This is a genomic window from Halobacillus sp. KGW1 (assembly GCF_001592845.1).
In the GTDB taxonomy this organism is placed as follows: domain Bacteria; phylum Bacillota; class Bacilli; order Bacillales; family Halobacillaceae; genus Halobacillus.
Genome location: NZ_LSOC01000002.1, coordinates 1,059,972 through 1,072,045, shown reverse-complemented (window position 1 = coordinate 1,072,045; position 12,074 = coordinate 1,059,972). Strand labels below are relative to the sequence as shown.

Here is a 12,074-nt window from a genome sequence, read left to right as displayed (position 1 = left end):
TGTCCTATGCTCTTTTTTTATGGATGAGGAAATCTGTTCATTGGTTGAGGCTCCCGCTCCCGATATCAGCATGGATCGGTTTATATGCAGCGGGGATGTTTCTGCTGGGAGTGGTTTTTATCTCTGTTTAAGATGGAAATTCCATTATAGAGGGAGGGAGAAGGCCGCGGCTTTCTTCCTTTTGTACAGTGAATGAGTGGGTATTGGAGGGAGTGTTAATGGTCCTTGTTGATTTCCTTTTGCGTGGTTTTATTATGTTTGCCCTATTGTATATACTGGCAAGAATTTTAAGTAAAAAGCTTATATCCCAACTGACCTTATTCGATTTTATTGCGGGTATTACGTTAGGATCTATGACTTCCAACACATTTCTTACCCCGGATCTCCCTTTATGGCACGGGATTGCTGCTCTCGTTTTGTTTTCCGCTCTGGTAATGATTATGGATATATGGACAATCAAGTCGTTCCGTGCAAGAAAATGGTTGAACAGTGAACCGACGCTGCTGATCGACAACGGAAAAATTTTAGAGGAAGGGATGGCGAAAGTGCGTTTCACGGTGGATGAATTGATTGGGGAGTTGAGGAAAAGTGGCGTATTTCACTTCCGTGATGTTCAAGTCGCAGTCTTGGAAACGGATGGAACCGTGAGCGTATTAAGAAAATCACAGTATACGCCATTGACTCAAGGGGATATTGGAATGAAGGGAAACGAACAATCTTTTCCGCAGGTAGTTATTATACAAGGGAATCTTCTGCCTAACAGTTTAGCTGCTACCGGTTACAGTGAGGAATGGATAGAGGATAAGATAGCAGAGAGGGGAATATCGGACTGGGCAGAAATCGTCACGGCACAGCTGGATACAGAAGGGAATCTTTATATAGATCGGAGCGAAGACAGCCTTGGTTTGACACGAAAAGACATGTAGAAATCAGTCTGTTATACCGATTTTTCTTTAGTACGGCGCTTTTGTATGGCTTGCTTCTTAGATAAGTATAAGGCTTCCTCTAATAGATTAATCTGCGAATTGAGTATCGACAGGTGAGAGGAATCCTGTGTTTTTTGTTTCAGGCATCGCAAGGAATGCTTATCTCTTTCCAGCAGCAATATTTCTGTATTATCTAATGTTAGTTGATCCTCCATTCGGCAGAACTCCCGTCTCATTCATATCTGAAGATATCAATTCCCACGATTTCATAGAACTAAACGTAATAATTGCAGAGTCAAGTTTTAATATGCGGAAATTTCGATGTTTTTCGTTTTTTTTGTCATTCTATCACCTAAAAATGTTTAATGATGTAATAATAAGGAAATAGGGACTTTGGTGGGGAAAGTGGATGCATCTTTTGTCCCTTACATACATAATGACTGCTGCTCTTTCACCAAATTTGATAGGGGAGTGTTTGGATGGCGAAAAAATGGGTAAGTCTGTCGTTGATTTTGGTGGTTTTGTTCGTATTACCGATGCAGATATCCGCAGAGGAGATGGAAGCAGAGGAGATTCTGAAGAAATCCAATAAGGCTATGATGGAACTTGATAGTTACAAAATCCATACCGTATCGGAAATGACGGATGGTTCAAGCGAAGAAGCCGTTAAGACAGAAATGTCGGCGGATGTTCAAAACAATCCGTTAGTCATGCATATTCAGACTATGCTTGATGGGGAGACGATCGAATCCTATCTATCGGAAGAGGGTTATTTTACAGAAATTCCTGGAGAAGGATGGGTTAAAGTAACGGATGGTACCATGATCAAGAATGCGATGATGGCACAAGCGCAGGTGGATCAGGCGGCCGGCCTTGCTAAAGACATGAGTGTGGAAGAGTCGGATGATGGCTATGTTTTAACTTATGAAGGAGATGGACAAGAACTTTTAGAAATGTCTATGAAGATGATGGAGTCCAATATGTCTTCCGGAGAAGACAGCGGGGAAATGCAGAAAATGATGGAACAACTGCAGGATCAGATGACAATCAATGATGTGTCCTATAAAATAACTGTAGATAAAGAAAACCATTATTTAACCAGTGTGGATATGATGATCGATATGAGCCTTTCCATGGAAGGCCAAACGATGAATATTTCCCAGTCATCTAAAACAACGGTCAGCGAGTTTAATAATGTCGGGACCGTAGAAATACCACAGGAAGTAATAAACGGAGCGGAGCCTTTGGAGGAAGCGGGCGGGGAAATGCCGGATACGGCTACATCCGAACCAGCGTTTACGCTTCTTGGAGCTATTCTTGCTTTAACTGCAGGCGGTGTGTTGGTGTTTAGAAGAAAACAGAACGCTTAATATGGAAGGGGAGACCGGTTTGTCGGTTTCCCCTCTATACATAATGGAAGGAGATCGACTTTTGAATAAGATACTTGCTGCTGTAATGACTGCCGGAATTGTCATAGCATTCTTTTTCGGCTTCCAGTGGTGGAGCTCGATCCAGGCGGTGGAAGAAGTACCACTGGAGGAAATTGAGCAATGGGATCAGGTCAAAGATGCTCCGTCTATGGAAAAACAAACAATCGAGAGGAAAGAAAAACCTCCTGTTTATACGGAAGATCTGGAGACGTTTAAGCAAGGGGATGAAGTGGGGAGAGTGATCATTCCCAAGCTGGAGAAAGGGTTCAAAGTTTATTGGGGAGCCGATGAAGAATCCTTGAAAAGAGGGGTAGGAATGTATGTTAGTCAATGGACAACGACTCCTAAAGAACAACGCCATACGGTTTTGAGCGGCCATAGAGAGACTGTTTTTACGGGGCTTGGTGAAGTGGAGGAAGGAGACAGTATATTTGTGGAATTCCAAAACAAGCGATACGAATACCGCGTGGCCAAGACTTGGGTCACCGATGCAAAAGATCGCACTGTCATTGTTGATAAGGATGAACCTGTCCTGACGCTTACTACTTGTTATCCCTTTGAATTCGTTGGAGACGCCCCGGACAGGTATATTATTGAGGCGACTCTCGAAAGTGTGAATAAAATAGAATAATGGTTTTTTATGGGGGAGAAGAATAGATGCCCGTTCTTATACATCATCAGTACATCCACGCACCTGTGGAGATTTGCTTTAATATGGCCAGGAATGTAGATGTACATACAGAAACAACGAAGAAGAGCCGGGAGAGTGCAATCAGTGGAGTGACCAGCGGCATTATGGGGCTTGGAGATCAGGTAACGTGGAGAGCCAAGCACCTTGGTGTTTGGCAGTCATTGACCGCTCAGATTACTGAATTGAACGAGCCGTGGAATTTCACGGACCAAATGCTGGAAGGCGCATTTCATTCTTTTACACATACACACCGATTCCAGAATACACAAAGCGGCGGTACAATCATGACGGATGTATTTGAATATGAAGCGCCGTTCGGATGGATAGGTAAGCTTGCCGATGTGCTTTTTTTGAAAAGGTATATGCAACGGTTATTGATGGAAAGAGCAGAGGTTCTCGCGGAGATTGCTTTGAGAAGACAATTGGAATGATGAGAGAGTAATGAAAAACCCGGCAGTTATGCCGGGTTTTTTTTAGACCACTGAAGGGACCCAACCATTTCAGAATCGTTCGCGATCCTGTGGTGAAAAGCTGATCGGAAGGATTCTTGCTTGTGAATCCGTTTCCTGTTGTGCTTTTTCCCTTCAAGCGTGTAATGACTCTTTCCACTTCCTGTTCGGCTTCATCAGGGCTCTGCCTATACCCATACACGGGAGATGTTCCCTTTATCCGCCAATGATTCGTTCCTTGGGAAACGAACTCGCAATGGTTGAGCCTCTTCAATGGTCTTAGTGAGTATATACCCTGAAGCAATGTGACATAAACCTCTCCCCACCCTGTTTTTTTAAAAAATAAAAAAATATTGCAGCATTTATTTTGTATTTTTATGGAATGGCGTACCTTGCCGTCCTAGGCGCAGGTTTTTATTGGGAAAAAGGAATTTGGATACTGCCGGCTCTTTATTATGCACCCTTATCGAAGTTTGGATTGGCTGGGGGCAGGTTTGCCGCGTGCTGAAGTTTCTATATTTAAAGTACATGAAATTGTGATTTCACCCCAAACTAACGAAAAAGAAGGAGAAAATCATGACTTTATTTAGACTGGGATACGTAGCAATGAGCCTGGAGCTTGAAAATGCTTCACCGTCACAGACGTTAACCTTCAAGCGATTTTCTGGGATGAAAGACCGGGAAGCAGCGTTAAGAAAGCTTGAAAGCATCGCTGTATCCAACATTCATAATTGTCTGCGTATCTTAAAACATAATCTCGTGGAACAAATTGAATTTTTCCGGTTCAGTTCACGACTTGTTCCCCTTGCTACTCATAAAGAACTGACCGACTGGGATTATATCTCCTCTATTAAGAAAGAGCTTAACATGCTTGGAGACTATGCCATTTCACATGCGATGCGCGTAGACTTTCATCCAGATCATTTCGTCGTTCTTAACTCTCCAAGTGAGGATGTCTTTCGTAATTCCATGGAAGTATTAAAGCACCATTACCTGCTGCTTCACTACATGGGGATCGATCCTATGCACCGCTGTGTACTTCATCTGGGAGGAAAGTATGGGGATAAAGAAAAGTCTCTGGAAAGGTTCCTTGACCAATGGGCGCATGTACCGAGCGGACTGCAGAAGCTTGTGATGATTGAGAACGATGATACTTCCTTCACTCTTTCCGATTGTTTGTATATATGCGAAAAGCTGGGTATCCCTCAAGTGTTTGACCTTCACCATCATTTGGCTAATAACGATGGGGAAGATTGGACGTCACACTGGTCGAGGGTGATCGACACGTGGCGGGGATCCCAGCTTCCAGTTAAAATGCATATATCCAGTCCGAAAAGTGGAAAAGCTTTTAACAGCCATGCTGATTTCATTGATAGGGACATGTTCTTAAATTTTATAAAAAATGTAGATGGGTCGACTTCGATGATAGACTGTATGATTGAGGCGAAACAAAAGGATCAGGCACTGAAAAAGCTGATGAGGGAATTACAGACTCATCCCAATATCCTTATTGAAACACCTTCCACTTTTCGTTGGAAAGGAACAGGTGTTTAGCTTCAAATCTTAGGTTCATAGGGAGGGAGGTTGTTATGAAGCGGCTTATCCTTCCTGTAACCAAGGACGTATTCCGCCTGCATGATCGTATGGATTTCTCTCGTTCCCTCATAAATGACAGGGGCCTTCGAATTCCTTAAATACCGCTCTACTGGATATTCACCGGAGTAGCCGTACGCTCCGTGGATTTGAACGGCATCGTCGGCAGCAGCATTTGCGAAGTCACAGGCCTGCCATTTGGCGAGGGAGGTTTCCCTGGTATTTCGAACACCTTTGTTTTTTAGTTCTCCTGCCTTATAGACGAGTAATCGGCTCATCTGAAGACCTGCTTCCATCCTGGCGATCATTTGCTGAACGAGCTGGTGTCTTCCTATTTCTTTACCAAAGGTCTTTCTGTCCTTGCAGTATTGAACACTTGCTTCGAGGCATGCCATGATTTGCCCGCAAGCTCCGGCTGCCACAGTGAATCTGCCGTTATCAAGGGAAGCCATGGCTATTTTGAAACCATCTCCCTCTTTACCTAGCAGGTTCTCTTTTGGAACTCGGACGCCATCAAAAAACAACTCGCCTGTATTTCCAGCCCGTATCCCCAGTTTTCCTTTAATCGCTTTGGAAGAGAAACCTTCCCACGTCCTCTCCACAATAAACGCAGATATCCCATGATGTTTTTTGCTTTTATCTGTGTAGGCGAAAACAAGAAAGTGATCAGCCGTATCACATAGGGATATCCACGTCTTCTGACCGTTTAAAATATAGTGATCCCCATTCTTATGCGCGGTCGTTTGAAGGGCAGCCACGTCCGATCCTGCTCCCGGTTCCGTCAAGCCGAATGCCCCTATTTTCTCGCCTTTCGCCTGTGGGATGAGGTATTTCTTTTTCTGTATGTCATTCCCCCATTGGAGCAGCGACATGCTGTTGAGTCCGGTATGTACGGAAACAGCTGTTCTAAATGCCGTGTCTCCACGTTCGAGTTCTTCACAGACGATGGCCAGCGCATTATAATCCATGCCGCTCCCGCCGTACTCTTCCGGGATGCATACCCCCATTAAACCTAAATCCGCAAGTTTTTTATAGATACCGGCATCTATAAATCCTCTCGCATCCCATTCCTGAATGTAAGGCATAACTTCCTTATCTACAAAATCCCTTACTGTTTTTTTCAGCATTACCTGTTCATCACTATAGTCGAAATTCATTAGTAAGCCTCCCTATATGATGCGCTTTTTTTTCCATTCATCAATAATTTCTCTGCTGTAACCAAGCATGTTTAAAATTTCTATTGTATGTTCCCCGGGTTCTGGCGGGGCATGGTTGACACGGAAGGATGATCCGGATAACTTCAGCGGGCTTCCGACCATCCGAATGGGGCCTGCCGCCGGATGGTTCGCAGTCACGAACATATCCCTTGCCATCAGCTGTTCATCCTGCACAACGTCGGTAAGCGTATGAACAGGTCCTATTGGTATTTGAGAATCCCGGCATATTTTTAACCAATAGGCTGTTTTTTTCTCCTCCATTGTTTTTTGCAGAATAGCGGTCAACTCTTCCCTGTTCTTAACCCGGACAGCATTCGTGCAGAAACGGGGATCTTCAGAGAGTTCGGGCTTTTGGACAGCATTGCAAAAATGATAAAACTGCCTGTCATTACCGACTGCAACTATAACCTCCCCGTCTTTTGTTTTGAACATCTGGTAGGGGGCTATGTTTGCATGATGATTTCCCATGCGGGTCGGTTCTTCTCCTGTCATCAGAAAATTGCTTCCGATATTCACTAAAGCACTGACCGCTGAGTCGAGCAGGGATAAGTCTATTTTCTGCCCTTTATTGGTGTGTTGCCTTTCGAGCAGCGCTGCCTGAATTCCAATAGCTGCGTACAGACCTGTGAGAATATCGGAAATTGCAACACCTGTTTTTTGAGGGCCGGACTGAGGCGTACCTGTAACGGCCATCAATCCGCTCATGGCTTGGATGATAAAGTCATATCCTGGTAAATGGCTGTAGGGACCGGTTTCTCCAAAACCTGTAATGGAACAATAGATGAGAGCGGGATGAAGCTCGCTCATACTCTCATAGTCCAGTCCGAATTTTTCCATCGAACCGGTTTTGAAATTGTGGAGAAGAACATCACTCCGGCTCGCCAGCTCCCGTATGATTGCTTGTCCTTCGGCTGTTTTCAAGTCAACAGTTATGCTTTTTTTGTTCCTGTTTGCACAGAGATAATAAGCGCTGACCCCCTTTTGGAACGGCGGTCCCCAAGTCCTCGTGTCATCACTTCCACCGGGCGCTTCCACTTTGATTACTTCCGCCCCAAGATCTCCTAGGATCATAGAGCAGTAGGGACCGGCAAGGACTCTCGATAAATCCAACACACGTATGCCGCTTAGTGCGGTTGTCATACCACCACATCCTATCTGGATTGGGATTATATGGGCGTACCCTCATGGGAAAAGCCAGAAGAACCCATACGAAGTATGAATCCGACTGGCTTGGGAACAACATGATCATTTCTTGAAACAAGGGAGGGAAGTTGTCCGGATGTACACTTTAATTTATGCCGGTCCCCTATTATTTATGATTCTTAAAATCAATGATCATGAATCAGAACGGCAGACCATAGAATGAGATAGTGGGCAGTTCATTTGATCAATTATGGTTCCGCTTGGAGGTTTGAATGGTATGATGCATAGCTCGAAGTTAGTGGATCGTTTACCTACCTATTTATTTTCTATTTTTCAAAAGAAGAAGCAGGCGCTTCAGGCGCAGGGGATAGACGTGATTGATCTTGGAATAGGGGCTCCGGACCTGCCGACGCCTCCATTCATCATCGACCGGTTGGTGGATGAAGTCCACAAACCGGCGAATCACAAATATTCTCCATACAGCGGCTGCGAAGAGTTTAGACAAGCGGTCGCTGATTTCTATGAGAAACGCTATGATGTTCAATTGGATCCGGAAACGGAAGTGCTTGCCCTGATTGGTTCCAAGGAAGGGTTGGCCCATATGCTGGAAGCCGTCATCGACCCGGGAGACGGTGTCCTTATGCCGGATCCCGGGTATCCTGTTTATCAATCCGCCATTCACTTGGCTCATGGTGTAGGGATTAAATACCGGCTGTATGAGGAGAGCGGGTACAAGCCCCTTTTTGAGAGGCTCCTTGGTCAGGAGGACCAGCGATTAAAACTGATGCTCATGAACTATCCAAACAACCCTACCGGAGCAACCGTGGAACGGAAAACATTTGAGCAAGCTGTAACCTTTGCGCGTAATAAAGGAATCTTTCTAATTCAAGATGCCGCCTATGACCTGGTTACTTTCGGAAGCTATCGTGCACCAAGCATTCTTCAGGTAGAAGGAGCGAAAGAAGTCGCGGTCGAGTTCGGTTCTCTGTCAAAGAGTTTCAACATGTCGGGGTGGAGGATCGGATATGTCGTAGGTAACGCTCGATTGATCCAGGCGTTGTCGGTAGTAAAGAGCAATAAAGACACTGGTCAGTTCCTCCCGATTCAGAAGGCAGCGGCAACTGCGCTTCAAAGTGATCTATCGGAAGTTATAAAGAACAACTGCATCTATGAAAAACGTTTGGAGATGATGATGGGTGCTTTAGAATCTCTAGATATGAGAGCTTTGAAACCGAAGGGAACGCTGTTTATATGGGCAAAGGTACCGGCGGGAGAAACATCTGCAGAGTTTTGTGAGAAGATGCTCGACAATGCGGGAGTCATAATTACCCCTGGCACGGCTTTCGGCGAAGGTGGAGAAGGGTATGTAAGGATCAGTTTGTCTGTTCCTTTAGATAGGCTGGAACAAGCGGTCATTCGTATGAAGAAAGCGAGGAAGGGGGGATCTGTATGAAAGAAGAAAAAACAATGACAAGCGCAGAGGCCATCGTTGAATGTCTAAACAGGGAGCAAATATCCAAAGTGTTTTGCGTTCCCGGAGAGAGTTACCTTCCTGTGATGGACGCCATAAAGAAGAGGCAGAATATCGAGCTTATCTCTGCGAGACATGAGGGTGGAGCATCCTTCATGGCAGAAGGTTATGCCAAGGCAAGCGGAAAACCCGGGGTGGTTCTGGCTACGAGAGGGGTCGGGGCATCGAACTTAACCATTGGGGTACACACCGCGTACCAGGATTCTACACCAATGGTCGTTTTGCTTGGTCAGGTACACTCAGGTTTTCGTGGCCGTGAAGGCTTTCAGGAAGTGGATCTTGAGGCTTTTTTGCGTCCGATTTCAAAATGGGTGGCTGAAATACGTGAGCCTCCAAGGACAGCGGAACTTGTGCAAAGAGCATTCCGGATTGCAAGGACAGGAAGGCCGGGTCCTGTGGTGCTTTCTTTGCCGGAAGATGTATTAAAGCAGACGTCCTCCATGGTATTTCAAAAGGCCCCTGTAAAGATTCCGAAACCGAAGCTCTCGGACAGTCAAATCCAAGACATCCTCGATCTGCTGAAAGGGGCAGACCGGCCGGTTATCATTGCCGGTGGTGGAATCGTTGCATCAGGGGCCGAAGCTTCATTAAGAACATTTGCGGAGAAAAATGATATTCCGGTGCTGGCTGCATTTCGGAGGCACGATGTGTATCCAAACGACTCCATTCACTATGTCGGCCACTTAGGTTTAGGGCTGGACCGCGGTGTCAAAGAAACCGTCCAACGTGCGGATGTGATTCTTGCGGTCGGCACGAGACTTTCCGAAGTGACCACCCAGGATTATTCCTTAATTCAGCCGTGGCAGAAACTCATACACATCGATATATCCTATGATACTCTCGGAACAAGTTTTGCGCCGGATGTCGGTTGTGTAGCGGATGCAAAGGAATCATTACATTCGTTAAATGCTCTCTCTCTTAATAGAACGTGGGAGGAATGGAGGAAGGAACGAAGGTTGGTTTATGAAAGAACGCTTACGTCGAGAGACGAAACGCTGAATGGTCAAATAATCGGTCATCTGCAAGCAACGGTTCCGGAAGATACGATTATAACCAATGATGCAGGGAACTTTGCCGGGTGGCTTCACTCCTTTTTTCAATTCAGGAAGGATCGGACTTATATCGGCCCTACTTCAGGAGCTATGGGATATGGTCTGCCGGCAGCGATTGGAGCAAAGCTTGCTTCCTCTACAAAGAAAGTGGTATCCCTGTCCGGTGACGGTGGATTTATGATGACGATGCAGGAGTTGGAAACAGCGGTAAGGTATCACATCCCTGTCATCAGTATCGTATTTAACAACCGCATGTACGGTACTATTCGGATGCATCAGGAAATGCATTATCCAGGTGAAGTCATCGGTACAGAACTGGGACAAGTTCCATTCCATGAATGGGCAAACAAAGTTGGAGCAAAAGGGTTTTATGTCAAAACGGCTTCCCGATTCCGCGAAGTATTGGAAGAAGCCCTGCAGATAGATGGACCGGTCCTCATTGAAATTGAAGAGGACCGCGAGCGGATATCGGTAGGAGCAACGATCGACCAAATTAGAGAGCGTCATATGGAGGAGGAATAGTATGAGTCATATTCAAACGGAAACACTGCGTAACTTTATAGGTGGTAAATGGGAGGAAATCAAGTCAGGAGCCGCGGTGCCGGTTGTCAATCCAGCTACATCCGAAACGATCGTTCATGTTCCGTTGTCGACGCGCAAGGAAGTCTCCGATGCGGTGAAGGCTGCAAAGAAGGCTCAAAGAAAATGGGCACTAGTACCCGCACCACAGCGTGCAGAAATTCTATACAAAGTCGGTCAGAGGATGAAAGAAGAAAAGGAACGCCTTTCTCAATTATTAACGATGGAAAACGGAAAGGTGATTGAGGAAGCCCGCGGTGAAGTGCAGGAAGGAATTGATATGGCGTTTTACATGGCCGGTGAAGGAAGACGACTTTTCGGTCAAACAACACCATCTGAGTTAAAGGATAAATTCGCAATGAGTGTCCGCGCGCCCGTCGGTGTTGTCGGCATCATCACCCCCTGGAATTTCCCTATTGCCATTGCTACATGGAAATCATTTCCGGCAATTGTAGCTGGAAATGCAGTCGTTTGGAAACCTGCGACGGAAACACCGATTATGGCTTTCGAACTGGCAAGGATCTTTGAGGATTGCGGACTTCCGGAAGGCGTACTTAACGTCGTCTTCGGCTCTGGTTCGACAGTGGGAGAAGCCATGATCGAAGAAGAGGACATCCGCGTCATCTCTTTCACAGGGTCCAACCAGGTCGGGCGCACCATTGCAGGGAAATGCGGGGAGCGTCTGAAGAAAGTATCCCTTGAAATGGGTGGAAAGAACGCGGTTATTGTCATGGATGACGCAGACTTGGACCTTGCCGTAGAAGGGATCTTGTGGAGCGCCTACGGAACAAGCGGCCAACGTTGCACGGCGTGCAGCCGTGTGATGGTACATGAGAAGGTGAAAAATGAGCTGGAAGAGCGCCTTCAGAAAGCAATTGCCAGGCTTTCCATCGGCAACGGCTTGGATGAATCGATCAAAGTAGGACCGATTATTAACCGGTCCGGCCTCGAAAAAATAAAAGGCTATGTTGATGTTGGGAAAGCGGAGGGAGCCAAGCTGCTTACGGGCGGCTATATTATGGAAAACGGCAGCCATAAAAAAGGCAACTACTTTGCCCCCACCCTGTTCACAGATGTCACAAAAGACATGCGTATAGCCAAAGAAGAAATTTTCGGACCGGTCGTTTCGCTTATTCCTGTCCAGAGTTTTGAAGAAGCCGTTGATATCAACAACAGTGTAGAATATGGTCTCTCCAGTTCCATTTTTACAAAGGATGTCAACAAAGTCTTTACGGCTCAAAGAGATTTAGATACAGGAATTGTTTACGTAAACGCCGGAACGACAGGAGCTGAAATCCATCTTCCTTTTGGAGGTACGAAGGGGACAGGCAACGGCCATCGAGACTCCGGGGTTGCTGCGTTGGATGTATTTACAGAGTGGAAAGCCGTATATGTCGATTTCAGCGGAAAGCTCCAAAGGGCCCAAATCGACGTGGATTAAGATCAATATATAAAAGGGGATG

Annotated in this window: 11 protein-coding genes; 8 read left to right on the top strand and 3 right to left on the bottom strand. The window is 45.9% G+C overall.

The annotated features are described in order from the left end of the window. The first annotated feature begins 218 nt into the window (after nucleotides 1–218). Complete coding sequence (locus tag AXG56_RS06220) at nucleotides 219–926, top strand: DUF421 domain-containing protein (RefSeq protein ID WP_062513610.1); 708 nt, start codon at nucleotides 219–221, stop codon at nucleotides 924–926. A gap of 11 nt (nucleotides 927–937) precedes the next feature. Here AXG56_RS06220 and AXG56_RS06215 read toward each other — a convergent pair whose 3' ends face one another. After that, nucleotides 938–1,141, bottom strand: coding sequence for a hypothetical protein (locus AXG56_RS06215; RefSeq protein WP_062513608.1), 204 nt, complete (start codon nucleotides 1,139–1,141; stop codon nucleotides 938–940). Nucleotides 1,142–1,405: 264 nt separating this feature from the next. Between AXG56_RS06215 and AXG56_RS06210 the strand changes: the two genes are divergently transcribed. From AXG56_RS06210 to uvsE, 4 genes are all read left to right on the top strand, one after another. Next, on the top strand, nucleotides 1,406–2,296 hold the full coding sequence (locus tag AXG56_RS06210; protein ID WP_062513606.1) for an LPXTG cell wall anchor domain-containing protein: 891 nt from the start codon (nucleotides 1,406–1,408) through the stop codon (nucleotides 2,294–2,296). A gap of 61 nt (nucleotides 2,297–2,357) precedes the next feature. Beyond that, entirely contained in the window at nucleotides 2,358–2,987 is a 630-nt protein-coding gene (locus tag AXG56_RS06205) for a class D sortase (RefSeq protein WP_062513604.1), read from the top strand. A gap of 26 nt (nucleotides 2,988–3,013) precedes the next feature. Beyond that, nucleotides 3,014–3,478 (top strand): SRPBCC family protein, encoded by a 465-nt coding sequence (locus AXG56_RS06200; RefSeq protein WP_062513602.1) that lies wholly within the window; start codon nucleotides 3,014–3,016, stop codon nucleotides 3,476–3,478. 594 nt (nucleotides 3,479–4,072) lie between these two features. Continuing rightward, the gene (gene uvsE / locus AXG56_RS06195; protein ID WP_062513601.1) at nucleotides 4,073–5,050 is read left to right on the top strand and encodes a UV DNA damage repair endonuclease UvsE; all 978 of its coding nucleotides are present in this window, start codon (nucleotides 4,073–4,075) and stop codon (nucleotides 5,048–5,050) included. Between the two features lie 2 nt (nucleotides 5,051–5,052). Here the strand turns inward: uvsE and AXG56_RS06190 are convergent, their stop codons facing one another. Together AXG56_RS06190 and AXG56_RS06185 are read right to left on the bottom strand one after the other, a co-directional pair. Then, complete coding sequence (locus AXG56_RS06190; RefSeq protein WP_026577287.1) at nucleotides 5,053–6,246, bottom strand: acyl-CoA dehydrogenase family protein; 1,194 nt, start codon at nucleotides 6,244–6,246, stop codon at nucleotides 5,053–5,055. A 12-nt stretch (nucleotides 6,247–6,258) separates the two neighbouring features. After that, entirely contained in the window at nucleotides 6,259–7,446 is a 1,188-nt protein-coding gene (locus tag AXG56_RS06185) for a CaiB/BaiF CoA-transferase family protein (RefSeq protein ID WP_062513599.1), read from the bottom strand. Nucleotides 7,447–7,726: 280 nt separating this feature from the next. On the opposite strand from AXG56_RS06185, the gene AXG56_RS06180 reads away from it, so the two are divergent. The 3 genes from AXG56_RS06180 to AXG56_RS06170 are packed head-to-tail and all read left to right on the top strand — an operon-like array spanning nucleotide 7,727 to nucleotide 12,052. Further along, nucleotides 7,727–8,902, top strand: a complete 1,176-nt coding sequence (locus AXG56_RS06180) for an aminotransferase class I/II-fold pyridoxal phosphate-dependent enzyme (protein ID WP_008639739.1) — start codon at nucleotides 7,727–7,729, stop codon at nucleotides 8,900–8,902. After that, on the top strand, nucleotides 8,899–10,554 hold the full coding sequence (locus tag AXG56_RS06175; RefSeq protein ID WP_062513597.1) for a thiamine pyrophosphate-dependent enzyme: 1,656 nt from the start codon (nucleotides 8,899–8,901) through the stop codon (nucleotides 10,552–10,554). The genes AXG56_RS06180 and AXG56_RS06175 overlap by 4 nt, the downstream gene beginning before the upstream one ends. 1 nt (nucleotide 10,555) lies before the next feature. Next, the gene (locus tag AXG56_RS06170; protein WP_008639741.1) at nucleotides 10,556–12,052 is read left to right on the top strand and encodes an aldehyde dehydrogenase family protein; all 1,497 of its coding nucleotides are present in this window, start codon (nucleotides 10,556–10,558) and stop codon (nucleotides 12,050–12,052) included. Nucleotides 12,053–12,074 lie beyond the last annotated feature (22 nt).

What these genes read in the sequence shown, in the direction of transcription:
- AXG56_RS06220 (WP_062513610.1), top strand. Translation starts at nt 219, where the DNA reads ATGGTCCTTGTTGATTTCCTTTTGCGTGGTTTTATTATGTTTGCCCTA.
- AXG56_RS06215 (WP_062513608.1), bottom strand. Translation starts at nt 1,141, where the DNA reads ATGGAGGATCAACTAACATTAGATAATACAGAAATATTGCTGCTGGAA.
- AXG56_RS06210 (WP_062513606.1), top strand. Translation starts at nt 1,406, where the DNA reads ATGGCGAAAAAATGGGTAAGTCTGTCGTTGATTTTGGTGGTTTTGTTC.
- AXG56_RS06200 (WP_062513602.1), top strand. Translation starts at nt 3,014, where the DNA reads ATGCCCGTTCTTATACATCATCAGTACATCCACGCACCTGTGGAGATT.
- uvsE (WP_062513601.1), top strand. Translation starts at nt 4,073, where the DNA reads ATGACTTTATTTAGACTGGGATACGTAGCAATGAGCCTGGAGCTTGAA.
- AXG56_RS06190 (WP_026577287.1), bottom strand. Translation starts at nt 6,246, where the DNA reads ATGAATTTCGACTATAGTGATGAACAGGTAATGCTGAAAAAAACAGTA.
- AXG56_RS06185 (WP_062513599.1), bottom strand. Translation starts at nt 7,446, where the DNA reads ATGACAACCGCACTAAGCGGCATACGTGTGTTGGATTTATCGAGAGTC.
- AXG56_RS06180 (WP_008639739.1), top strand. Translation starts at nt 7,727, where the DNA reads ATGATGCATAGCTCGAAGTTAGTGGATCGTTTACCTACCTATTTATTT.
- AXG56_RS06175 (WP_062513597.1), top strand. Translation starts at nt 8,899, where the DNA reads ATGAAAGAAGAAAAAACAATGACAAGCGCAGAGGCCATCGTTGAATGT.
- AXG56_RS06170 (WP_008639741.1), top strand. Translation starts at nt 10,556, where the DNA reads ATGAGTCATATTCAAACGGAAACACTGCGTAACTTTATAGGTGGTAAA.